The sequence below is a fragment of the Nocardioides alcanivorans genome, assembly GCF_021555175.1.
Lineage (GTDB): Bacteria > Actinomycetota > Actinomycetes > Propionibacteriales > Nocardioidaceae > Nocardioides > Nocardioides alcanivorans.
Genome location: NZ_JAKGRW010000051.1, coordinates 69,266 through 91,740, shown reverse-complemented (window position 1 = coordinate 91,740; position 22,475 = coordinate 69,266). Strand labels below are relative to the sequence as shown.

General features: G+C 69.5%; 20 protein-coding genes and 5 pseudogenes. 7 read left to right on the top strand and 18 right to left on the bottom strand.

The annotated features are described in order from the left end of the window. Positions 1-58: 58 nt before the first annotated feature. The 5 genes and pseudogenes from L1066_RS21905 to L1066_RS21885 all read right to left on the bottom strand — a co-directional run bounded on the left by L1066_RS21905 (position 59) and on the right by L1066_RS21885 (position 3,816). Positions 59-1,368 (bottom strand): annotated as a pseudogene (locus L1066_RS21905) (aldehyde dehydrogenase). Between the two features lie 206 nt (positions 1,369-1,574). Continuing rightward, positions 1,575-2,452: pseudogene (locus L1066_RS29355) on the bottom strand (Rv3169 family protein). Continuing rightward, positions 2,449-2,697 (bottom strand): Rv3169 family protein, encoded by a 249-nt coding sequence (locus L1066_RS21895; protein ID WP_235738504.1) that lies wholly within the window; start codon positions 2,695-2,697, stop codon positions 2,449-2,451. The pseudogene L1066_RS29355 and the gene L1066_RS21895 overlap by 4 nt, the downstream one beginning before the upstream one ends. Next, positions 2,694-3,077 carry a protein kinase family protein gene (locus L1066_RS21890; RefSeq protein WP_235738503.1) on the bottom strand — a complete coding sequence of 128 codons (384 nt, stop codon included), beginning with the start codon at positions 3,075-3,077 and terminating at the stop codon, positions 2,694-2,696. Before L1066_RS21890 ends, L1066_RS21895 begins: the two co-directional genes overlap by 4 nt. A 25-nt stretch (positions 3,078-3,102) precedes the next feature. Beyond that, entirely contained in the window at positions 3,103-3,816 is a 714-nt protein-coding gene (locus tag L1066_RS21885; RefSeq protein ID WP_235738502.1) for a protein kinase family protein, read from the bottom strand. Between the two features lie 44 nt (positions 3,817-3,860). On the opposite strand from L1066_RS21885, the gene L1066_RS28970 reads away from it, so the two are divergent. Both L1066_RS28970 and L1066_RS21880 read left to right on the top strand, forming a co-directional pair. Continuing rightward, positions 3,861-4,130: a helix-turn-helix domain-containing protein gene (locus L1066_RS28970; protein WP_376707719.1), complete on the top strand. Its 270-nt coding sequence runs from the start codon at positions 3,861-3,863 to the stop codon at positions 4,128-4,130. Continuing rightward, a complete protein-coding gene (locus L1066_RS21880) occupies positions 4,037-4,507 on the top strand; it encodes a TetR-like C-terminal domain-containing protein (RefSeq protein ID WP_283095559.1) in 471 nt (156 codons plus the stop codon). Before L1066_RS28970 ends, L1066_RS21880 begins: the two co-directional genes overlap by 94 nt. Here the strand turns inward: L1066_RS21880 and L1066_RS21875 are convergent. Continuing rightward, complete coding sequence (locus tag L1066_RS21875; RefSeq protein WP_235738520.1) at positions 4,449-6,203, bottom strand: glycerol-3-phosphate dehydrogenase/oxidase; 1,755 nt, start codon at positions 6,201-6,203, stop codon at positions 4,449-4,451. The genes L1066_RS21880 and L1066_RS21875 overlap by 59 nt on opposite strands. A 261-nt stretch (positions 6,204-6,464) precedes the next feature. Here L1066_RS21875 and L1066_RS21870 point away from each other — a divergent pair, with 261 nt between their 5' ends. Then, complete coding sequence (locus tag L1066_RS21870; RefSeq protein WP_235738501.1) at positions 6,465-6,983, top strand: hypothetical protein; 519 nt, start codon at positions 6,465-6,467, stop codon at positions 6,981-6,983. Between the two features lie 9 nt (positions 6,984-6,992). Here the strand turns inward: L1066_RS21870 and L1066_RS21865 are convergent, their stop codons facing one another. From L1066_RS21865 to groES, 7 genes and pseudogenes are all read right to left on the bottom strand, one after another. Next, complete coding sequence (locus tag L1066_RS21865; protein ID WP_235738500.1) at positions 6,993-7,679, bottom strand: carbon-nitrogen hydrolase family protein; 687 nt, start codon at positions 7,677-7,679, stop codon at positions 6,993-6,995. Beyond that, positions 7,658-7,795, bottom strand: coding sequence for a hypothetical protein (locus L1066_RS21860; protein ID WP_235738499.1), 138 nt, complete (start codon positions 7,793-7,795; stop codon positions 7,658-7,660). Before L1066_RS21860 ends, L1066_RS21865 begins: the two co-directional genes overlap by 22 nt. A 4-nt stretch (positions 7,796-7,799) precedes the next feature. Continuing rightward, positions 7,800-8,905: pseudogene (locus L1066_RS21855) on the bottom strand (GuaB3 family IMP dehydrogenase-related protein). A gap of 58 nt (positions 8,906-8,963) precedes the next feature. After that, positions 8,964-10,465, bottom strand: a pseudogene (gene guaB / locus L1066_RS21850) (IMP dehydrogenase). 43 nt (positions 10,466-10,508) lie between these two features. Then, entirely contained in the window at positions 10,509-11,708 is a 1,200-nt protein-coding gene (locus L1066_RS21845) for a multidrug effflux MFS transporter (protein WP_235738498.1), read from the bottom strand. Between the two features lie 79 nt (positions 11,709-11,787). Beyond that, positions 11,788-13,410: a chaperonin GroEL gene (groL, locus tag L1066_RS21840; RefSeq protein ID WP_235738497.1), complete on the bottom strand. Its 1,623-nt coding sequence runs from the start codon at positions 13,408-13,410 to the stop codon at positions 11,788-11,790. A 94-nt stretch (positions 13,411-13,504) separates the two neighbouring features. Continuing rightward, the gene (groES, locus tag L1066_RS21835) at positions 13,505-13,798 is read right to left on the bottom strand and encodes a co-chaperone GroES (RefSeq protein WP_235738496.1); all 294 of its coding nucleotides are present in this window, start codon (positions 13,796-13,798) and stop codon (positions 13,505-13,507) included. Positions 13,799-14,002: 204 nt separating this feature from the next. Here groES and L1066_RS21830 point away from each other — a divergent pair, with 204 nt between their 5' ends. Beyond that, positions 14,003-15,190, top strand: coding sequence for a THUMP-like domain-containing protein (locus tag L1066_RS21830; protein WP_235738495.1), 1,188 nt, complete (start codon positions 14,003-14,005; stop codon positions 15,188-15,190). Between the two features lie 133 nt (positions 15,191-15,323). Here L1066_RS21830 and L1066_RS21825 read toward each other — a convergent pair whose 3' ends face one another. Together L1066_RS21825 and L1066_RS28095 are read right to left on the bottom strand one after the other, a co-directional pair. Then, positions 15,324-15,932 carry an MBL fold metallo-hydrolase gene (locus L1066_RS21825; RefSeq protein WP_235738494.1) on the bottom strand — a complete coding sequence of 203 codons (609 nt, stop codon included), beginning with the start codon at positions 15,930-15,932 and terminating at the stop codon, positions 15,324-15,326. Then, positions 15,932-17,043, bottom strand: a pseudogene (locus tag L1066_RS28095) (S-(hydroxymethyl)mycothiol dehydrogenase). The gene L1066_RS21825 and the pseudogene L1066_RS28095 overlap by 1 nt, the downstream one beginning before the upstream one ends. 162 nt (positions 17,044-17,205) lie before the next feature. On the opposite strand from L1066_RS28095, the gene L1066_RS28090 reads away from it, so the two are divergent. The 3 genes from L1066_RS28090 to L1066_RS21800 all read left to right on the top strand — a co-directional run bounded on the left by L1066_RS28090 (position 17,206) and on the right by L1066_RS21800 (position 20,327). Then, the gene (locus tag L1066_RS28090) at positions 17,206-18,363 is read left to right on the top strand and encodes a DUF5005 domain-containing protein (RefSeq protein WP_235738491.1); all 1,158 of its coding nucleotides are present in this window, start codon (positions 17,206-17,208) and stop codon (positions 18,361-18,363) included. Positions 18,364-18,462: 99 nt separating this feature from the next. Beyond that, positions 18,463-19,029: a SigE family RNA polymerase sigma factor gene (locus tag L1066_RS21805; RefSeq protein WP_235738490.1), complete on the top strand. Its 567-nt coding sequence runs from the start codon at positions 18,463-18,465 to the stop codon at positions 19,027-19,029. Then, on the top strand, positions 19,026-20,327 hold the full coding sequence (locus L1066_RS21800; protein WP_235738489.1) for a hypothetical protein: 1,302 nt from the start codon (positions 19,026-19,028) through the stop codon (positions 20,325-20,327). The genes L1066_RS21805 and L1066_RS21800 overlap by 4 nt, the downstream gene beginning before the upstream one ends. Here the strand turns inward: L1066_RS21800 and tsaD are convergent. Genes tsaD through tsaB form a run of 3 tightly spaced genes read right to left on the bottom strand, consistent with a single transcriptional unit; the run spans position 20,308 to position 22,474 of the window. Continuing rightward, positions 20,308-21,354 carry a tRNA (adenosine(37)-N6)-threonylcarbamoyltransferase complex transferase subunit TsaD gene (tsaD, locus tag L1066_RS21795; RefSeq protein ID WP_235738488.1) on the bottom strand — a complete coding sequence of 349 codons (1,047 nt, stop codon included), beginning with the start codon at positions 21,352-21,354 and terminating at the stop codon, positions 20,308-20,310. The two genes, L1066_RS21800 and tsaD, sit on opposite strands and share 20 nt — an antisense overlap. Continuing rightward, on the bottom strand, positions 21,351-21,830 hold the full coding sequence (locus tag L1066_RS21790; RefSeq protein ID WP_235738487.1) for a GNAT family N-acetyltransferase: 480 nt from the start codon (positions 21,828-21,830) through the stop codon (positions 21,351-21,353). Before L1066_RS21790 ends, tsaD begins: the two co-directional genes overlap by 4 nt. Next, positions 21,827-22,474: a tRNA (adenosine(37)-N6)-threonylcarbamoyltransferase complex dimerization subunit type 1 TsaB gene (gene tsaB / locus L1066_RS21785; protein ID WP_235738486.1), complete on the bottom strand. Its 648-nt coding sequence runs from the start codon at positions 22,472-22,474 to the stop codon at positions 21,827-21,829. Before tsaB ends, L1066_RS21790 begins: the two co-directional genes overlap by 4 nt. Position 22,475: the final 1 nt, after the last annotated feature.

Here is a 22,475-nt window from a genome sequence, read left to right as displayed (position 1 = left end):
GCTTGGTAACCCCTCGTCCGGATTTACATACCTCCACTCTTTGTCAACTCGGTCGGCGTCACGCGGAGGGCGCCTCCAGGTAGACGGATTTCACCTCGGTGTAGTGCGCAAGTCCCTCGGGTCCGAACTCCCGACCGACCCCTGAGGCCTTGAAACCTCCGAAGGGAGCCGCGAAGTCCATCGTGTAGGTGTTGACGCCGTACGTCCCGGCGCGCACCCGGCGGGCGACGTCGAGACCGGCTTCACGATCGTTGGTCCACACCGTGCCTGCCAGCCCGTAGTCGGAGTCGTTGGCGATGCGCACCGCGTCGTCGACGTCGTCGTAGGCGATCACCGAGAGCACCGGCCCGAAGATCTCCTCCTGGGCGATGCGCATCCGGTTGTCCACGTCGGCGAAGATCGTCGGACGCACGTACCAGCCCGTGTCGAGCCCGTCGGGGCGGCCGTCGCCGCCGAGCACCAGCCGAGCACCCTCCTCCTGCCCGATCCTGATGTAGTCGGTGACCCGCTCCTGCTGCCGCCGGGCGACCAACGGCCCGATCTCGGTGGCCGGGTCCATGGGATCACCCACCTGCATCGCACCCACCGCCTCCGTCAGCGCCTCGACCACGGCGTCGTAGTTGCCGCGAGAGGCGAGGATCCTGGTCTGGGCCACACACGCCTGTCCGGAGTTCATCAGCGCCGTGAACTTCAAGCCCTCCATCGTGGTGGACAGGTCAGCGTCATCGAGCACGATCGCTGCCGACTTGCCACCGAGCTCCAGGCTGACCCGCTTCAGCTGTTCACCGCAGATCGAGGCGATCCGGCGGCCGGCAGCGGTCGACCCGGTGAAGGCGACCTTGTCGACGCCCGGGTGGCGCACCAGGTGCTCCCCACCTCGCGCCCGGCGGCGACGATGTTGACCACCCCTTCGGGTACGCCGGCCTCGGCAAGCAACTCCGCCATCAGGTAGCCGTCCAAGGGCGTCTCGGGCGCAGGCTTGACCACGACCGTGCAGCCGGCGAGCAGGGCAGGCACGACCTTGGACATGATCGTGAACTGGGGCACGTTCCACGGCGGGATCGCCGCCACCACACCGACGGGCTCACGACGTACCAGCACCGGCGCGCCGAGGACCCCGGGCCGCTCGGCCTCCCAGTCGAACTCGCGGGCGATGCCGAGGAAGGCCTCGATCTGCATCCACGGTGCCGGCGACTGGGCGAGGTTGGCGAAGGAGGTCGGCGACCCCATGGAGACGGTGATCAGCTCGGCCATCTCGGTCAACTTTGCGCTGTAGAGGCCAGAGAAGCGCTCCAGCACCGCGATCCGTTCCGCAGGCGACATCTGCGGCCACGGGCCGTGGTCGAACGCGTCGCGGGCCGCTGCCACCGCGGCATCGATGTCGGCCACGCTCCCTCCGGCACACGTGCCACCACCTCTTCCGAGTGCGGTGAGACCACCTCGAGGACGGCGTCGCTCGCGGGCGCCGCCCAGGTGCCGTTGATGAAGAAGCTGTCTCGGTCGAGCGTCATGGCGCGGATCTCCTGGTGGGCTGGTCAGTTGGGACGGACAGGCGGGGTGACGTCTCGACGCACTCAGGGAGCGAGGTCGAACCAGTCGCTGAACCCGCTGGGGTCATGGCGTCCGAGGGCACCGTGCTCGAAGAGGCCCCAGCCCTCGTGGGCCACGGCATCAGCACCGACCCCCTCGTGCAACAGGGCGTGGCCGACGTGGTCGACGACACCGAACATCTCGCGCCCGGCGACCTCCGGGGCAGACATGTCATAGCGGACCCGCTCCGCGAAGCCGGGGCCCTTCCACATGCCATGGGTCCAGTCGGGATCACCGCCGTAGCCACCACCGACGTGCAGGGGAGCCTCCAGCAGCGCCGCCACCTCCAGGCGGATCGGCTGTCCGTCGGCACCGACGCACTCGAGGACGGCGGTGCGAGGACGGCGGGTGCCGGAGAGGTAGTCCATGCGGACCTGGGGCCAGCCGAGCTGCTCCACTCGCCCGTCGGCCCACACTCGGGTGCAGTCATTGAGCGTCCGGAACCCGTCGGGCGACTCCTGGATGATGAGCACCACCGCGAACTCCTCGAAACGCAGGGGCAGGTAGAGCCACCACATGCCCTCGAAGGGCGGGTCGGCGGGGCGGCCCGCCGGCTCCGCCTCCCCACCGGCCGGATCCCCCAGGAGCGGTCGCGGGTGCCCACCCAGGTGCCGGGATCCACAGCAGTCTCCACCCCGTCGAGCACCAGGGTTCCCTCCCACGTACCCACTTGCGCGAAGCGCTGGGCATCGAGAGTGATCCGGCTGCCCTGACGCATCAGGTGAGGCAACTCCTGCACGACCGGGAAGGAGCCGCGCCAGGTGAGGTCGAGCGCCATCCCGTCGGTCTCCTCGAGCACCACCCGCAGTTCCTGCAACGGCTCTCGGACCTCGATCCGGAAGGCCCCCACGTGCGGGTTCATCCGGTCCTGGTCGATCGCGTCACCGAGATGGACGGCCGTGGTCTCCCTGCAGCGCGGTGCAGCACGAAGGCATCCTTGGTGCCGAGGTTGGGGTAGTAGCCGGCGCCGAGGATCCACACCACCTCACCGCTCCGGTCGTGCGCGTTGAAATACCACCGGTCGTAGAAGTTGCGGTCGCTGCTGGCCACCCATGCCATCGGCAGCGGTGCCTGATGCAGTGGGAACTCGTCGAGTGGCCCGATCACACCGGCGCTCCGACCTCGTCCAGGATGCGTTCCAACAGCAACCGGTGGTGGAAGAGACTCTCCACGTCGTCCGGTGGGTCGATCTCCTCGAAGTGCACCTGCCGGGCACCGGTGCGCAGGAAGACGATGGCCCATTGGACCCCCGCGAGCACGTGGAACCAGGTGAGATCACCCAGTTGGACGCCCGTGCGCTGCGCGTAGGCGGCGACCACGTCCTCCTCACGCAGCAGGTGGGGCATCCCCGCGGCGCCGAGCAGTTCGGTGATCGACTCGAAGACGCGGTGGGCGAAGATGAGCCAGGCGACGTCGAGCTCGCGCGGACCGAGGCAGGCCATCTCCCAGTCGAGCACCGCCGCTGGTCGGAAGTCGCGATAGAGCACGTTGCCGATCCGCGAGTCCCCCAGCTCAGCACGGCCTCGTCGGGACGGGCCAGCGCCGGCGGGTGCTCGGCCAACCAGGCCAGACCACGCTCCACCAGGGAGAGCGCCCGACGCCTGCGGCCGCGAACTCGTACCACGCACGCACCCTGCCCAGGTGCTGCTCGGGCGAACCCGCGCTGCCCTGCTGTCCCTCGACCAGGAAGCCGAAGGTCTCGGTCGCGTCCGGGATGCCGTGCAGGGCCGCGATGACCCCGATCGTCTCCTCCTGCAGGCAGCGCTGCTGGTCGAGCGACGCATCGGCGAACCAGTTGTCGCCGAAGTTGTAGGGCAGCACGTCGGGCGGAACCACTCCCTCGACGTACTGCATGAGGAAGAGTGGGGTGCCGAGCGCTCGACCCTCGAGGTCGACGTACGCGATCTCGGGCACCGGCACGTCGCTGAGCTCGCCCACCAGGCGCATCACCTCGCTCTGGTGACCCAGTCGATAGACCGGGAAGACCGGCACGTCGGCGACCGTGGGCGCGGCCCGGGTGACGAAGCGGCCGCCACCGCCCGCCCAGGCGGCGTCGAGCACCAAGGTGTCGGAGGAGAGGCCGTTGGCGTTGACCCCACCGACCACCTCGGCGGTGACCGGGTTGCCCACCTGCTCGGCGAGCCAAGCAGCGATCCGGGCGGCGACCTCCTCAGGCGCGCGGCTGCTCCGCTGGAGTTGCATGTCGGCGGACAACGACTCTTCCATGTGACCTCGCTCACCCATTACGATGTTGGGCGTAATGAAAGCAGATCGAGCGCCGCGGGACCACCCCCGTTGCCCCCAGCGGACGACCACGTGATCGCCGGATCGACACCGCCGTCCTGGAGGCGGCCGCAGAACTCCTGGTCGAGCGGGGCTATGCCCGCGTCACGCTCGGTGCGATCGCGCAGCGCGCCGGCACCACCACCCCGGCGATCTATCGCCGCTGGCCGAGCAAGGCGCACCTGGTCCACGAAGTGGCGATCCCCCAGGGGTTCACCGCGCTCCCCCGAGCAGCGGCGATCTGCGCACCGACCTGAAGGCCCTGGCCCGGGGAGCCCGCGCCATCTTCGCCACGCCGGTCGCTCGCGCCGCGTTTCCGGGGCTGATGACCGAGATCGCCGCCCATCCCGAACTGCACGAGCGCCTGCTCGAACGGTTCCAGACCGGCGTGTTCGCGGGGTTGCGGCGATGGCTGAGCGAGGCGGTCGAGGCGGGCCACCTCTCCCCCGACACCGACCCCGACCGAGTGCTCGAAATCGTCGCCGGGGCGGTGGTGCTGCGCCTGCTGCTACAGCCCGGGGAGCCGATCGACGAGGTGTGGGAGGACCAGGTCGTCAGCATCGTGCTGCACGGCGTCAGGCCGGATGCCGTGGGCGCACCCGCGCCTCGTCGGCCTCCTGGTCGGTCATCTTGAGCTGGCTCAACCGCTCGGCCTCGACCCGACGCAGGTAATGGTCCACCTCCTCCTCCACCCGCTCCTGGGGCCAGCCGAGTTCACGCGCCATCAGTTCGGCCACGGGCCGAGCAGCCGCGACGCCGCGGTCGAAGGTCTCCATCGAGATGCGGGTACGCCGCACGAGCACGTCGTCGAGGTGCTGCGCGCCTTCGTGGGTCACGGCATAGACCGCTTCGGCGGCGAGGTAGTCGTCGGCGCCCGGGAGTGGGGCGTTGAGCTCGGGCTGCCGCGCCAACATCTCCACCAGGTCGTCGACCAACCCGCCGTAGCGGTCGAGCAGGTGGTCGATCCGACTGACGTGGACCTTGGCACGCCGTGCGAGTGCGACCCGCTGGTTGGAGCGAGTCTCATAACCCTCGGCGCCCAGCAGCGGCACCCGGTCGGTGATCGTCTCGGGCACGACGGCGTTGATGGTCGTGCGCAGCGAGTGGGCGGCCGCGTCGACGGCGTCCTTGCCCATCACCCGATAGGTGGTGAGCTTGCCGCCGGCGATCATCACCAAGCCGGGCACCGGCGTCACCACCGTGTGCTCACGCGAGATCTTGGAGGTGGGCTCGGACTCGCCCGTGAGCAAGGGTCGCAGTCCGGCGTAGACACCCTCGACGTCGTCGTGGCCGAGCGGTTCCTTGAGGATCGTGTTGACGTGACCCAGCACGTAGTCGATGTCGGCCCGCGACGCTGCCGGATGGGCCAGGTCGTAGTCCCAGGCCGTGTCGGTCGTGCCGATGATCCAGTGCCGGCCCCACGGGATCACGAAGAGCACCGACTTCTCGGTGCGCGTGATGAAGCCGCACTCCGACCGGATCCGGTCACGCGGCACGACCAGGTGGATCCCCTTGCTGGCCTGCACGTTGAGCGCACCGCGACCGCCGACCATCTCCTGGATGTCGTCGGTCCAGACTCCCGCGGCGTTCACCACCACCCGGGCGCGTACGTCGAAGGTGCGCCCGTTCTCGAGGTCACGGGCGGTCACCCCCACCACCCGGTCGCCCTCGCGCAGGAAGCCGACCACCCGGGTGCGGGTGGCCACATGGGCGCCATGGCGGGCAGCCGTCCGTGCAAGGGTCATCACGAGGCGAGCATCGTCGACCTGGGCGTCGTAGTACTTGATCGCACCGGTGATCTCGTCGGTCCGCAGGTCGGGCGCGATCCGGGCCACGTGGCGACGCAGCAGGTGGCGGTGGCGCGGTAGTCCGACGTCGTACTTGCCGACCCGCGCCATCGTGTCGTAGAGCGCGAGGCCGGCGCCCACGTACGGCCGTTCCGCAGCGCTGTGCAGCGGATACAGGAACGGCACCGGCTTCACCAGGTGCGGTGCCAGCCGGGTGAGCAGGAGGCCGCGCTCCTCCAGCGCCTCGCGGACCAACCCGAAGTCGAACATCTCGAGATAGCGCAGACCGCCGTGCACCAGCTTGCTGCTCCGGCTCGACGTGCCCGAGGCGAGATCGCGCTGCTCCACGAGGCCGGTGCTCAGGCCGCGCGTCACGGCGTCGAGTGCCGTGCCGGCGCCCACCACTCCCCCTCCGACGACCAGGACATCGAGCTCGGCTCCCGCCTCGGCGGTACCAGCCAGGTCGACGAGCGCTTGCTCACGCGCTGCCGGGCTGAGCACCCCGGGTTCGGCTTCACGGTCGGCTGGCTGAGTCGGCCTCATGGGGCCAGTGTGGCAGGCCGCCCATGCCCGGCGGGTTTCAGCCACCGAGTACGGAGGCAGGATCGCTGACATGTCGCCGCGTCGTGCCACCGCCCTGGCCAGCCTCCCCTGCTCGCGCTCGCCCTCGTCGGCTGCGGCGACGAGAGCGATGACGACGCCGCCGATGACCTCACCTCCACCCCGGCCGACGGATCGGACGTCGATGTCGCCGAGTTCCGGACGCAGGTCAGGGCCGGGGCGGAGAAGGTGGAGACGGTCCACGTGGAATCGACCAACGAGGGCACCACCTTCCACGGCTCCAGCACGGGCGACTTCGACTACACCCAGGACCCGACGAGCTATCACGTCACCGCCGATCTCGGGGGTTCGCCCGTGGAGATCATCGCGATCGGATCCGACAGCTGGACGAAGATGGGCGAGAAGTGGGTGCAGTCCGAACGCGACGACGTCGACGACGCCTCGGATCCCTACGCCCAGGTCGACGAGGCGCTCGACGAAGCGGAGTCGGTGACCTTCGTCGGCGAGCAGGACCACGCGGGGTCGAGGGCCGGTGTCTACGAGGTGGTGCTCCGCCTCGATGCGGACGACAGCGACGAGCTCACCGATCCCGACCTACCGGAGAGCGTCACGCTGCAGCTGTGGCTCGACTCCGAGGATCGCGTCGTGAAGATGACCGGCTCCTTCGTCATCGGCGGCGAGAAGGACTCGAGCGAGACCGTGCTCAGCGCCTTCGACGAGCCCGTCATGATCGAGGCTCCGGCGGCCGCCGACGTCAGGTGACGTTGCGCGTCATGCCTGCCCGGTGACGCTGCGCGGGCCCAGGTCGACACGCCGGTCGCGCAGCATCGGGTGCCGGGCCCGGACGTCGCGCACCACCGCGGTGTCGAGATCGGCGACCACGATGCCCCGCTCTCCCGCGACGCGGGCGAGCACCCGACCCTCGGGATCGAAGATCGCCGATCCCCCGATGAACTCCTCGTCGCCGCAGGGTCCGGCAAGACCGGAGAGGACGACGTACACCCCGTTGTCGAGGGCTCGCGCCGCGGCATAGAGATCGCGGCGCTCGGCCCCGCCGGGGAAGAACGCCGCAGAGACCAGGTAGCCGAGCGCGCCGTCCGCCGCCGCTGCCCGGGCGTGTTCGGGAAAGGAGGCGTCGTAGCAGATCGCCAGCCCGAGCTCCCAGCCGTCGACGACCAGTGATGAGCCGTGCCCGCCCGCGTCGAAGTGGTCGCGCTCGTAACCGGACAGGTGCTGCTTGTCGTAGGGCGCCGCCACCGAACCGTCGGCACCCACCACCACCGTCGCGAGCGTACGCCGCCCGGCCCGATCGAGCGGCGTACCCACCACCACGGTGATGCCGTGGTCGCTCGCCACCGCGCGCAGGGGCGCGAGCAACGTGGGCAGCTCGGACTCCAAGGGCACGGGCCCTGCGAAGGCCGAGCGGCAGTAGCCGGTCAGGAATGCCTCGGGCAGCACGAGCAGCCTGGCGCCCTGCTCCCCGCCTCGCGGGCGAGCGTCACCGACGTGGTCACGTTGGCCGGCACGTCGCCGGCCACCGCGGCCGCCTGGCCCGTCGCCACCCGCAGGTTCACGGCGTCAGACCACGACCACGCCGACGCGCTGGAACTCCTTGAGCTCGGTGTAGCCCGTGGTGGCCATCGAACGGCGCAGTGCGCCGATGAGGTTCATGGTGCCGTCGGCGACGCGCGAGGGACCGAAGAGGATCTCCTCGAGTGAGCCGATGGTGCCGAACTCGACACGTTCGCCCCGCGGGAGCTTGCCGTGCCACGCCTCGGCACCCCAGTGGAAACCACGACCGGGGGCGTCATCGGCCCGCGCCAGCGGAGATCCGACCATGACCGCGTCTGCACCGCAGGCGATCGCCTTCGCGACGTCGCCGGAGCGACCGATGGAGCCGTCGGCGATGACGTGCACGTAGCGGCCGCCCGACTCGTCGAGGTAGTCGCGCCGCGCAGCTGCCACGTCGGCCACGGCGGAGGCCATGGGCACGGCGACGCCCAGGACCGTGCGGGTGGTGTGGGCAGCGCCGCCGCCGAAACCGACCAGCACACCGGCGGCGCCGGTGCGCATGAGGTGCAGTGCTGCCTGGTAGGTGGCGCAGCCACCCACGATGACCGGGACGTCGAGCTCGTAGATGAACTCCTTGAGGTTCAGCGGTTCGGCCTGGCTCGAGACGTGCTCAGCCGACACCGTGGTGCCGCGGATGACGAACATGTCGACGCCTGCGTCGACGACCGCCTTGGCGAACTCCTTGGTGCGCTGCGGCGACAACGAGCCGGCCACGGTCACCCCGGCCTCACGCATCTGCTGCAGGCGCTGGGTGATCAGCTCGGGCTTGATGGGCTCGGAGTAGATCTCCTGCATCCGGCGAGTGGCGGCGACACCCCGAAGGGTCGCCACCTCGTCGAACAGCGGCGTGGGGTCGTCGTAACGGGTCCAGAGCCCCTCGAGGTCGAGGACGCCGAGGCCCCCATGCGTCCGAAGGCGATCGCCGTCTCCGGCGACATGACCGAGTCCATCGGCGCTGCCATGACCGGGAGGTCGAAACGGTAGGCATCGATCTGCCAGGCGGTGCTCACCTCTTCGGGGTCACGAGTGCGCCGCGACGGCACGATCGCGATGTCGTCGAAGGAGTAGGCACGGCGGGCGCGCTTGGCGCGCCCGATCTCGATCTCAGTCAACTTTCCTTCTTTCGGTGGTCGAGCCTGCGTCGTCGTGAGCCTGTCGAAGGTTCGAGACTCAGATACCGCTGTAGTTGGGCGCTTCGACGGTCATCTGCACGCCGTGGGGGTGGCTCTCCTTCAGCGAGGCCGAGGTGATCCGGGTGAACCGCCCCAGCTCCTGGAGCTCCGGCACGGTGCGCGAGCCGACGTAGAACATCGACTGGTGCAGGCCGCCGGTCAACTGGTGCACGACCTGACCGAGCGGACCACGGTAGGCCACCTGGCCCTCGATGCCCTCGGGCACCAGTTGGTCGTCGCTGGTGACCTCCGCCTGGAAGTAACGGTCCTTGGAGTAGGACTTCTTGCCACGGCTGGACATGGCAGCGAGCGATCCCATGCCGCGGTAGGCCTTGAACTGCTTGCCATTGACGAAGACCAGCTCGCCCGGTGACTCCTCGCAGCCGGCGAGGAGCGAGCCGAGCATGACGGCATCGGCGCCGGCGACGATGGCCTTGGCGATCTCACCGGAGTGCTTCATGCCGCCGTCGGCGATGACCGGGACCCCGGCCGGCTTGCAGGCTTGCGCGGCGGCGTACACGGCGGAGATCTGCGGCGCGCCCACGCCGGTGACGATGCGGGTTGTGCAGATGGAGCCAGGTCCCACGCCGACCTTGACGGCATCGGCACCGGCGTCGACGAACGCCTGCGCCCCCTCGGTGGTGGCGACATTGCCGCCGATCACCTGCACGTGCTTGGTGGCAGGGTCGGTCTTGAGCCGCTCGACCATCTCCAGCAGCATCCGGACGTGGCCGTGCGCGGTGTCGGCGACCAGGACGTCGACGCCCGCCTCGATCAGCGTCGTCGCACGGGTCCACGCATCTCCGAAGTAGCCGATGGCCGCGCCGACGAGCAGACGGCCGTCGGCGTCGTACGACGCGTTGGGGAACTGCTCGCCCTTGACGAAGTCCTTGACCGTGATGAGCCCGGTGAGGTGCCCGGCGTCGTCGATCAGCGGAAGGCGCTCACGCTTGTGTGCCCGCAGCAACGCGGTGGCCTCGTCGCGCTCGATGCTGGAATGGCCGGTGATGAGCGGCATCGGCGTCATCATCTCGTTGACCTTGGTGGTGGCCCACTCGGCGACGGGGGTGAAGCGCAGGTCGCGGTTGGTGATGATGCCGAGGAGGAGGTTGTCGGCATCGACGACCGGGAGCCCGGAGACGCGGTACTCGCCGCAGATCTGGTCGAGCTCCTCGAGGGTTGCGTCGGGGCCGATCGTGACCGGGTTGGAGATGATCCCGGTCTGGGTGCGCTTGACGAGGTCGACCTGGTAGGCCTGGTCCTCGATCGAGAGGTTGCGGTGCAGCACGCCGAGACCGCCCTCACGCGCCATCGCGATCGCCATGCGCGACTCGGTGACGGTGTCCATCGCGGCACTCACCAGCGGGACCTTCAAGGAGATCTCCCGCGTCAGCCGACTCGTCGTGTCGATCTCGTCCGGGGCGAGGTCGGAGTACCCCGGAAGGAGCAGGACGTCGTCGTAGGTCAGACCGAGGGGGCGAACTTCTCAGGGATCTCCACTGCTCCAGTCTAGTGGGTGCCACCGGCACCATCCGTCGGCGGCTCACGCCCCGACTTCTGGGACCGGATCGGGCGTGAGCGGGGCCACGGGTGGCGCGCTCACGCGGAGGTGCCACAGCCACAGCAGCAGACCGGCGCTCACCATCACCAGCGCGGTCAGGGCGAGGTGGAGGACGCTGTCGGTCACGAGCGGGGTGACCAGGGCCGCGAGCAGCGCGTTGAGCCCGAGCGAGAAGAAGGTGAAGAGCGAGACCGCACCGCCACGAGCGGTCGGGTGCAGGTCGAGCAGCGCCAACTGCTGGACCGGGTAGGCCGCCCCCGATCCCAGGCCGATGACCGCCGGGCCGATGACCGCCCAGGGAAGCCCTGCCTCGAGCGGACCGAGCGCCAGCGCCACGTTGACCACCGCGCCGGCCAGCGAGACGCTCAACGCCCCGGTGATGAGCACGCGACTGCTGATCCGGCCAGCCGTACGGCTGCTGACGAAGGAGCCGATCACCATGCCGCCGATCATCGGCACGAAGAGCATCCAGAAGTCGGTCTCACCCTTGCCCAACAGGTCGACGACGAAGATCGCGGCCGCCCCGATGTAGAGGAACTGACCCCCGAAGGAGAGCGCGGCGGACCAGGCGATGCGGTGGAAGACCGCGTCCTTGAGCGGCAGCGCCAAGCTGTGCAGCAACGCCCCGGGCCGCAGCGGGGTCCGGCGCTCGGCCGGGTGGGTCTCGGGCAGGAGGACGAGTGCCGACGTACTCATCACGAGGGCCAGCAGCGCAAGGAACCAGAAGATCACGTGCCACGGGCCGAGCTGGATCAGACCGCCGCCGATGATCGGTGCGAGGGCGGGCGCGATGCCGAAGATCATCATCGTGATGCTCATCAGCCGCTGCGCCTCGGGGCCTTCGAAGACGTCACGGATCACCGTCCGGGAGACGATCACCCCTCCGCCTGCTGCCAGCCCCTGCACCACTCGGAAGAGCAGGAGCACCTCCAGCGAGCCGGCCAGGGCACAGCCCACCGAGGCGAGCGCATAGACGCCCACCCCGACGACGATCACCGGTTTGCGACCGATGGCATCGGAGAGCGGCCCGTGAAAGGGGCTCATGAGGGCGAAGGCCAGCATGTAGGCGCTGACCACCCACTGCATCTCGGCCGCGCCGACGTCGAACTCACCCCGCATCTCGGCAAAGGCCGGGAAGGCGGTGTCGATGCTGAAGGGGCCGAGCATGCTCAAGCTGGCCAACAGCACCAGGAGAACCCAGATCCGCCCGGTACCGATGTCGGTCCCGGGCGGATCCTGGGTTGCTGGTTTCGAGCTCAGATCAGTGTCCGTGCCCGTGGCCGTGGCCCGCTGCCGGCGCGTCGTCCTCGTCTTCCGGCTTGTCCACCACGAGGGTCTCCGTGGTGAGCAGCATGCCGGCGATGGAGGTGGCGTTGACCAGTGCGGATCGCGTCACCTTCACCGGGTCGAGCACGCCCTGGGCGACCAGGTCGCCGTACTCCTCGGTGGCGGCGTTGTAGCCCTGGCCGACGCCGAGCTCGCGCACCTTGGTGGTCACGACGTAGCCGTTCACACCGCCGTTCTCGGCGATCCAGCGCAGCGGCTCGTCGGCGGCGCGACGCACGATGCGGACACCGAGCGCCTCGTCACCGGTCAGGCCGAGGCCGTCCTCGAGCACGCTGACCGCGTGGATGAGGGCGGAGCCACCACCTGCGACGATGCCCTCCTCGATGGCGGCGCGGGTCGCGGAGACAGCGTCCTCGATGCGGTGCTTCTTCTCCTTGAGCTCCACCTCGGTGGCAGCGCCCACCTTGATGACACAGACGCCGCCGGCCAGCTTGGCCAGGCGCTCCTGCAGCTTCTCGGTGTCCCAGTCGCTGTCGGAGTTCTCGATCTCCGCCTTGATCTGGTTGACCCGACCCTCGACCGCGGCCGCGTCGCCGGCGCCGTCGACGATGGTCGTGTTGTCCTTGGTGACCACGATGCGACGGGCCTGACCGAGCACCTCGAGGCCGACCTGGTCGAGCTTGAGACCGACCTCGGGGGACACGACCTGGCCACCGGTCAGCACCGCGATGTCCTGCATCATGGCCTTGCGACGGTCACCGAAGGCCGGGGCCTTCACGGCAACGGCCTTGAAGGTGCCCTTGATCTTGTTGACGACCAGGGTCGACAGCGCCTCGCCCTCGACGTCCTCGGCGAGGATGAAGAGCGACTTGCCCGTGGCAATGACCTTCTCCAGGAGCGGGACGAGCTCGGCGACCGAGCCGATCTTGCCCTGGTGCAGGAGGATGTAGGGGTCGTCGAGGACCGCTTCCATGGCCTCGGGGTCGGTCACGAAGTAGGCCGAGATGTAGCCCTTGTCGAACTGCATGCCTTCGGTGAACTCGAGCTCGGTGCCCATGGTGTTGGACTCCTCGACGGTGATGACACCGTCCTTGCCCACCTTGTCGAAGGCCTCGGCGAGCAGCTCGCCGATGACCGAGTCGCGGCTGGAGATCGTGGCGACGGACGCCATGTCCTCCTTGGACTCGACGTCGCGGGCGGCGTCGCGCAGCGCGTTGCCGACGGCCTCGGTGGCAGCGTCCATGCCACGCTTGAGGCCCATCGGGTTGGCACCGGCGGCAACCGAGCGCAGGCCCTCGTGCACCATCGCCTGGGCGAGCACGGTGGCCGTCGTGGTGCCGTCACCGGCGACGTCGTTGGTCTTGGTGGCAACCTCCTTGGTGAGCTGCGCACCCAGGTTCTCGAACGGGTCGTCCAACTCCACCTCACGCGCGACGGTCACACCGTCGTTGGTGATCGTGGGGGCGCCCCACTTCTTGTCAAGGACGACGTAGCGGCCCTTGGGGCCCAGCGTCACCTTGACGGCGTTGGCGAGGGCGTCGACGCCCGCCTCCAGCGCGCGACGAGCGTTCTCGTCGAATTCCAGGATCTTCGGCATGTCTCTCCTTGGCTCAGAAAGGGAGATAGTCCCTGACGAACTTGTAGTCGGATCAGCTCCGGCACGACAAGTTCGTCAGGGACTACTCAGGAATTCAGGAAACGATCGCCAGCACGTCGCGTGCGGACAGGATCAGGTATTCGCCACCGGCGTACTTGACCTCGGTGCCGCCGTACTTGCTGTAGATGACCTTGTCACCGACGGCCACGTCGACGGGGACGCGGTTGCCGTTGTCGTCGACACGACCGGGACCAATCGCGACGACCTCGCCCTCCTGGGGCTTCTCCTTCGCGGTGTCCGGGATGACCAGGCCGGAAGCCGTGGTCTGCTCAGCTTCGAGCTGCTTGACGACGATGCGGTCCTCGAGGGGCTTGATGTTGACCGACACTTCGGATCAACCTCCACTTTCTCCACTGGAACTGACACGGATGGCGGATGGAAACCGCACAACGTTTGGGCCTGCGCTGGGGTGTGCCGTCGCGGGGGTCATACCTTCGAGCAAGCGCTGGCACCCTCAGGGTGAGAGTGCCAATGCAGACGCTAGCACTCAGGCCAACCGAGTGCCAGAGGCAGGGGCTGGAAGGATGATCCCGTGGACCTTGAGACCTTCCGGTGGCTGCTCACCGATCCCGGCCAGCAGCTGCTGGAGACGGCGGCGACGGCGCATGACCAGCACGCCGGGGATCCGGTCCGCACCGCCACGGAGGTACGGCGCCACGAGAGTGCTCCTGAGCGTGCTGCTGCCGCGCTCACCCAGGTCAGGCTGCGGCAGGCGGCCGAGGCGAAGTTCGGCGACGACGCGGCACGGATGTACTTCACACCTGACGCCCTGGAGCAGGCCACTCGAGCGCCCGTGGCCACGCACCGCGCCCGTCGCTTGGCGACCGCGCAGCCGGGCAGCGTCATCGACCTGGGCTGCGGCATCGGCGGCGACCTCATCGCCTTCGCCAGGGCTGGCCTGACGGTTGCCGGTGTCGATCTGGACCCGGTCCGGGTTGCGGTCGCCGAAGCCAACCTCGCTGCCTTGGAGCTGGGCGGAGCCGTGGCCGTCGCAGACGGCACCATGCTCGACCTGACCGCCTTCGACGCGGTCTTCGCCGACCCGGCCCGCCGGGGCAAGCGGGGACGCGTCTTCGACGTCGAGGGCTGGACCCCTCCGTGGTCGTTCGTGCAGGAGCTGCTCACCCGGTCGTCGGTGGTGAAGGTGGCGCCGGGCATCGACCACGATCTCGTCCCGGCGTCGGTCGAGGCCGAGTGGGTCAGCGATCGTGGCGACGTGAAGGAAGCAGCTCTCTGGTCCGGGGCCTTGGCCACCTGTCGCCACCGCGCGACGGTGATCAGCCGCGGCGGACTCGCCAGCATGACCGAGGAGGACGACCCCTACGTCGGCCAGCCGCGTCCGGTTCGCGCCTTGGGCGACTACGTCTACGAGCCCGACGGGGCCGTGATCCGCGCCGGCCTCGTGACCGCGGTGGCGGCCGGCGTACGCGGCGGCCTCATCGACGAGCACATCGCCTGGGTGACCTCCGACGACGAGTTCCGCACGCCGTTCGCCCGCGGCTACCGGGTTCTCGAGCACCTCCCCTACCGGGAGAAGCAGCTGAAGGCGGCCCTGCGCGCCCGAGACATCGGCACGTTGACCATCAAGACCCGGGGTGTCGACGTCGTCCCCGAGCAGCTGCGCAAACGTCTCGCGCTCTCCGGAGGCACCCCCGCGACCCTCGTCCTCACCCGCATCGCCGGCGCCGGCGCCGCCCTCCTGGTCGCCCCACTCCCCTGACGCCGAAGGCGCGCAAACGGTCGCCGAGTGCGCGCAAGTGGTCGACGAAGGCGCGCAGAAGTCGCCCGGGAGACCACCAGCGATCCGTCCCGAGCGGGCCGGATCGCCGGGATCTCCCATCCCGGGTCGACCGTCAGCCGAGCAGCGCCTTCTCCGCACCGATGGTGGTGTCGTCACCGTGGCCGGTGTGGACCACGGTGTCGTCGGGCAGACCGTAGAGCTTGGCCCTGATCGAGCCCTCGAGCGTGCCACGATCGCTGTGCGAACGCCCAGTGGCTCCGGGCCCTCCATTGAAGAGCGTGTCACCGGTGAAGACACATCCCAGGTCGGCGGCGTACAGGCAAACCGCCCCGGGCGCATGTCCCGGGGTGTGGATGACCTGCAGGTCGACACCGCCGACGGAGATCACCTGGGCATCGGCGAGGTCGGCGTCCCAGAGCTCGTCGGTGTGCGTGAGCTCCCAGAGCACCCGGTCGTCGGGGTGCAGCAGGATCGGGGCCTTGGTCACCGCTCGAAGCGCCGGCGCCACCCGCACGTGGTCGTCGTGGGCATGGGTGCACACGATCGCCTTGACGTTGCGGTCCCCCACCAGGGCGAGGATGTCGTCGACGGAGTGCGGCGCATCGATCACGATGCACTCCGCGTCGTCGCCCACGACCCAGATGTTGTTGTCCACGTCGAAGGTCTCACCGTCGAGGCTGAAGGTGCCCGACGAGACCGCGTGGTCGATACGAGCAGTCATCAGAGCACCACGACCGAACGCAGCACGTCGCCATGGTGCATCTTTTCGAATGCTGCCTCGATGTCGCCGATGGCGATCTCCTCCGACACGAAGGCGTCGAGGTCGAGACGACCCTGCTGATAGAGGTCGACCAGCATCGGGAAGTCGCGCGACGGCAGGCAGTCGCCGTACCACGACGACTTCAACGCACCGCCGCGACCGAAGACGTCGATCAGCGGCAGCTCGGGTACCGACATGTCCGGCGTCGGCACACCGACGAGGACGACGACCCCGCCAGGTCGCGGGCGTAGAACGCCTGCTTCCACGTCTCGGGGCGACCGACCGCCTCGATGACCACGTCGGCGCCTTCAGCGCCGGCGTAGGTCTCGGCGCAGATCCGCTTGATCTCCTCGATCGCGTCCACTGCCGACGAGTCGACGGTGTGCGTCGCACCCATCTCCTTCGCCTTTGCCAGCTTCTTCGGGTCGATGTCGACGGCAATGATCGGGCTCGCCCCGGCCAGCGCGGCGCCGGCGACCGCGGCAACACCCACGCCTCCGCAACCGATCACTGCAGCCGACTTGCCACGTGTCAACGCACCGGTGTTGATGGCGGCGCCGATACCAGCCATCACGCCGCAACCGAGCAGACCGACAGCGGCGGGTCGCGCCGCCGGGTCCACCTTCGTGCACTGGCCAGCGGCAACGAGGGTCTTCTCGGCGAAGGCACCGATGCCCAGCGCCGGGGAGAGCTCGGTCCCGGCCAGCTCACCCTCGGCCAAGGTCATCTTCTGCGTCGCGTTGTGGGTGTTGAAGCAGTAGTGCAGGTCGCCGCGCAGGCACGCACGACACTCTCCGCACACGGCACGCCAGTTGAGCACCACGAAGTCGCCGGGCGCGACGGAGGTGACGTCGGGGCCCACGGACTCCACGATCCCCGCCGCCTCGTGGCCGAGCAGGAACGGGAACTCGTCGTTGATCCCGCCCTCGCGGTAGTGCAGGTCGGTGTGGCACACCCCGCAGGCCTGGATCTTCACGACGGCCTCGCCCGGGCCGGGGTCCGGGACGTTGATCGTGGTGAGGGTGACGGGCTGGCCCTTGGCCAGCGCCACGACTGCTTGCACCTGCTGCACGGTTCCTCCAAATGACGTAACGAGTCGGCAGGCCCGAGGATAGCCAGCCCCAGGCGGAGCGGGCGGCACGGTCGTACGTTGCCACCACCGGGCGCGCCCTCGCCCAGCACCGGCGCGCCCTCGGCCAGCATCTGGGCGACGTCGACGGACTAGGGTGGCGGGGTGCGCCGTACGACGCTCCGCCTCATCGTTGTGGTGGTCGCTGTCGTGGCGCTGGTCCCGATCACGTTCGTGCTCTTCGGCCTGAGCGTGAACCGTGCCCTGGAGGTGAAGGAGGCCGGCGACGAGCCGGACGATTCCTTCGGGCTCGGCTGCGTGGCCGCGCGGCCCGACTCGGTGACAGAGCTCAACCAGTGGCTCACCCGGGCCCGCACGGTCGGCAGCGACGTGGGTGCAGACGTCGGTGCAAGCGTCGAGCTGAGCGACGGTCGCAGCATGTGGGTCTTCGGCGACACCATCCGCGCCGCCGGGGCGGCCGGACCGACCATGGTGCGCAACTCGGCGCTGATCGTCGACGACGAGTGCGTCCGCACGATCTCCACACCTGACGGAGGCGCGGTGATCCCCGATGCAGCCGACGGCACCGGTTACTGGCCGGTGACGATCGACCACATCGCCGTCGAGGGCGGTGATCGGGTGGCCGTGGGCCTCTTCCGCGTGGTCGGCCACGGAGACGGCACCTGGGACTTCACCACGCCCGGCACCGCGCTCGCCGAGTTCTGGGTCCCCACGGGCGGTACGCCGGAACTCGAGCAGGTGGTCGACGTCGCCTCCACCGCGAGCGACCAGACCCCCGCCTGGGGCGTCGCAGTCGTGGTCCGCAATCGGTGGATCCATGTCTACGGCACCTCACGCCCCTCGGACGACTCGACCGGCTGGGCACTGCACGTGGCCCGCCTCAAACTCCCCGACATCACCGATCCGACGCGCTGGCAGTACTGGGACGGCAGGCGCTGGGGCGATGACCCCGCGGCGTCGGCTGCGATCATCCCCGCGGACGGCGGGGTCTCCCGGGTTCTCACCGTCTTCCGCCGCGACCGCCACTGGTATGCGGTGAGCAAGCGCAACGACTTCCTGGGCACCGACCTGGTGATCTGGAAGGGCGATGCGCCCCAAGGGCCGTTCGTCGCGACCCCCGCGGCACTGCAGATCCCATCGACGCCTGACAACCTGCAATACATGGCGTTGGCTCACCCGCACCTCCTTCCCGAGCCCGGCACGGTGGTCGTGAGCTGGAGCCGCAACGGGGGCGGCCTCGACGAGATCCGCGCCGAGCCGAGCCGCTACCGCCCGGTCTTCGCCCGGGTCCCCCTCCCATGAGGTCGACGTGATCCACGACCGGTCCGAAGATCTCTCCTCGCCGATGCAACCCTTCCCCACCCCTTTGCGTCTTGGGTGGGAAGGGATGGTGAGGACACCGTGCACACCGCGACCCCGCAGCGGGCGACGATGACGGCATCACGTGCCGAACGCGACGCCGAGTTCAGCGCTTGGATGACAGCGCGTCAGCCTGCCCTGCACCGCACTGCCTACCTGCTCGCCGGCGACCACCACACCGCCGAGGACCTGGTGTCGGCCACCCTGGCCAAGGTCTATCTCGCGTGGCACCGGATCGAGCGACGCGACTCGGTCGACGGCTACGCCCGTCGGGTGCTCGTCAACGAGCACAACTCGTTGTGGCGCCGCCCGTGGAAGAAACGGGAGGTGACGCGCGACGAGCTCCCGGAGCAGTTCGGGGTGCACGACCACTATGACGAAGGCCAGCGTGGCGAGCTCTGGAGCCTCGTGCAACAGCTCCCCCGCAAGCAGCGTGCCGTCATCGTGCTGCGCTACTACGAGGAGCTCACCGAGACCGAGATCGCTGATGCACTCGGCGTCTCACCCGGCACCGTCAAGTCCCAGGCCAGCCGCGCCATGGCCACCCTGCGCACCCATGCCGCGCAGAGCGGCATCGTCCCCACGACCTCCGGGGAGGAGGAGAAATGAACACCCACGACGAATTCGGTGGCCGGCTGGCCGAGGATCTGCACCAGCAGGCCGATGCCCTGGACCCGCAGGGGATCTCCTTCGACGAGGTACGTCGCAACGCAGGTCGCCTCCGCCGGCGGCGGGCGGCGGCCACCGCCCTCGCAGCTGCGGTGGCAGTGGTCGGAGTCGGCGGCGGCGTCTGGCTCGCCGGGACCGATCGCGGCCAGGAGAGCACCGACCTCGTCGCGGCCGTACCCACCTTCCACCGCGACGGCCCGACTCCCAGCATCGAGCCCGGCACCGAGAACGACCACCTGGACAAGTCCGGGCTCGGCCTCCCTTCCCTCGATCCGCGCGATCTGCCGCAAGGCAACGCCCCAACGGTCGACTGGCTGATCGAGGACCAGTTGCACACCGCAGACGGGCGGGTGCTCACCGTCGACGGCGACATCAACGCGATCGTGCCGTGGGACGACGGCTGGCTGGCTGCCGCGCCCGGCAGCGACCGCATGCAGACATCCGTGCTCGACAGCCAGGGCAAGCCGGTCGAGACCTTTCCCTCCAACGGCTTCATGAGCATCTCCGCCGATCGGAGCAAGGTGCTCTACAACAACGACCAGACGTTGATGTTGCACGACAACGACACCGGAGAGACCCGCAAGATCTTCACCAACGCCGACGAGACCCAAACCGTCTTCCCGGTCGGCGTCACCGACGACGGGGTCGTGCACTTCAACCTGACCACCGCCAACAGCGAGGACCGGCTCGACAGCAGGGTGTGGCAGGACGGACAGATCAGCGACCCCAGCCCGGGTCGTCCGGAGCGCACGTTGTCGGTGAGTGCTCAAGGCTCGAGCATCCGGCAGGTGGCCCTGACCGATGCCCGCAGCTGCAGCGCGATCTTCGGAGCCGACGGCGTAGAGCAGGCCCGCACCTGCGAGCTCACGCCCGGGGACTTCTCGCCCGACGGCAGTAGGGTGTTGGCCGACCCTGACTATCTCTCGGGCTTCGGGAGCATGGAGTTCGCGATCCTCGGTGAGGACTGGGGCAACCCCTGCTCGACTTCATCAACTACTCCGCTGCCCCGGACGACCCCGCCCTGCCTTCCTTCGGGCAAGCGGTGTGGGAGGACGACGACCATGTGCTGGTGGCGATGGCCGAGGAGGACCAGAAGACTTGGTACGTTGTCCGGATCGGCACCGGCGGCGAGGCAGAACTGGCCGTCGGACCGGTGGAGTCCGGCGACTTCGGCCTCATCCTCGGCGGCTGACCCGCCAAGTAGCAGTACTCCGCGGGTCAGACCAGGACGGTGGTGACCGGCTGGGAGGAGTCCGCCGGCAGGTCCAGCGCCGACGGTGTCCGGCCCCGAGCCACCATCTCCGCGCCCAACGCTGCGACCATCGCACCGTTGTCGGTGCACAGCCCGGGCCTCGGCACCCGCACCCGGATGCCGAGGCCGGCTGCGCGTTCGGTGGCCATCGCCCGGAGCCGGGTGTTTGCGGCCACGCCGCCGCCGATCAGGATGTCGTCGATGCCCTGTGTCTTCGCAGCGTCGAGGGCCTTGCGCACCAGTACGTCGCAGACGGCCTCCTGGAACGACGCGGCGACGTCAGCCACCGGCACCGGCTCACCGGAGCGTTCCCGAGCCTCCACCCACCGGGCGACCGCGGTCTTCAGGCCGGAGAAGGAGAAGTTGAAGCGGTGTCGCTCGAGGTCGCGCCGTGAGGTGAGCCCCCGCGGGAAGTCGATCGCGACGCTCGAACCGGACTCCGCCGAGAGGTCGATGTGCGGGCCACCCGGGAACGGCAGGCCGAGCAGCCGCGCCACCTTGTCGAAGGCCTCCCCGGCCGCGTCGTCGATGGTTGCACCCATCGGGTCGACCCCCGTGGTGATGTCGGTGACCTTGAGGAGGGAGGAGTGGCCACCGCTGACGAGCATCGCGATGCACGGCTCCGGGAGCGGACCGTGCTGGAGCTGGTCGACGGCGACGTGCGCAGCCAGGTGGTTGACGCCGTACAACGGCTTGCCGAGGCCGAGCGCGAGCGCCTTCGCCGAGGCGACCCCGACGAGCAGCGCACCGGCCAGCCCCGGTCCGGCGGTGACGGCGATGGCGTCGACGTCGTGCAGGGCGATGCCGGCCTTCTCGCAGGCACGCTCGATCGTGGGCACCATCGCCTCGAGGTGGGCGCGCGAGGCGACCTCGGGAACCACGCCGCCGAAGCGGGCGTGCTCCTCCACGCTGCTGGCCACCTCGTCGACGAGGAGCGTGTGGCCGCGGACGATGCCGACACCGGTCTCGTCGCAGGAGGTCTCGATGCCGAGGACCAGGGGTTCGTCGCTCATGAGGGACTCCAGTTGCACGACGGGCCGAGCGCGCGCCGCAGCACCAGCGCGGCAGAGCCGTCCTTGTAGTAGCGGGGCCGTTCGTCGATCTGGGTGAACCCGGCGTCGACGTAGAAGCCGATCGCACCCCGGTTGAGCGCCGAGACCTCGAGCAGCATGCGGTCCGCACCAGCGGCCCTCGCCGCACCGAACGCGTCGTCGAGCAGGGCTCGGGCCACGCCGCTGCGCCGCGCGTCCGGGCGTACGACGACCCGCACCAGATCACTCACGTCGCCCAGGGTCATGGTCGCCAGGACGCCCACCACCGCGCCGTCGTGGACGGCCACGGTGACCCGTCGGCCGGGGCCGTCGAGCTCGGCGGCCCAGGCATCCCGGTCCCACGCGTCCGCGGCGAAACCGGTGACGTCGAGGGCGACGATCGCCTCGAGATCGACCTCGCCGGCGGCGCGGAGCTCCGTCGTGGCGGGCCCGGTCACGAGACCTTCTTGGGGGCGTGCGCTGCGACCGCGTCGGGGCGACGCAGATAGAGCGGCTCGGGGTCGAGCAGCTCGGCCGCCTCCTCCGCGACGATCCGGCCCAGCCAGCCGGCGGAGGCGCGGATCGGTCCCACCGGATCGCCGAGCAGATCGGGGTAGAGCGCAGCGCCCTCCCCCACCACCGGGGTGCCCGGCGTCAGCCGGTCGGCCAGGTCCGCGGGGCGCTCGACCTCGGGTCCCTCGACCCGACGCCCTTCGACGTAGGAAGCCCAGTAGACCTCCTTGCGACGGGCGTCAGTGGCGACGAGGAAGTCCCCGCCGACCGCACCCTCGGCCATCGCTTCCGCAGCCAACACGTCGAGCGAGCAGACGCCGTAGACCGGCACCTCGAGCACGTGGGCGAGGGTACGGGCGGTGACCAGGCCGACCCGCAGGCCGGTGAAGGGCCCCGGCCCGACCCCCACCGCGATGGCGGTGACGTCAGGCATGATCAGGCCGGCTTCGGCGACGGTCTCGGCGATCAGGGGTGCCAGGAGCTCGCCATGCTTCATCGTCTGGTCGGAGACCCGTTCGGCGAGCACCATGTCACCGTCGGTGATCGCCACCGTGACGCGGGGCGAGGAGGTGTCGAGGGCGAGCAGCACG

What these genes read in the sequence shown, in the direction of transcription:
- L1066_RS21885 (WP_235738502.1), bottom strand. Translation starts at nt 3,816, where the DNA reads ATGGAAGAGTCGTTGTCCGCCGACATGCAACTCCAGCGGAGCAGCCGC.
- L1066_RS21875 (WP_235738520.1), bottom strand. Translation starts at nt 6,203, where the DNA reads ATGAGGCCGACTCAGCCAGCCGACCGTGAAGCCGAACCCGGGGTGCTC.
- groL (WP_235738497.1), bottom strand. Translation starts at nt 13,410, where the DNA reads ATGCCGAAGATCCTGGAATTCGACGAGAACGCTCGTCGCGCGCTGGAG.
- L1066_RS21825 (WP_235738494.1), bottom strand. Translation starts at nt 15,932, where the DNA reads ATGACTGCTCGTATCGACCACGCGGTCTCGTCGGGCACCTTCAGCCTC.
- L1066_RS21800 (WP_235738489.1), top strand. Translation starts at nt 19,026, where the DNA reads ATGAACACCCACGACGAATTCGGTGGCCGGCTGGCCGAGGATCTGCAC.
- tsaD (WP_235738488.1), bottom strand. Translation starts at nt 21,354, where the DNA reads ATGAGCGACGAACCCCTGGTCCTCGGCATCGAGACCTCCTGCGACGAG.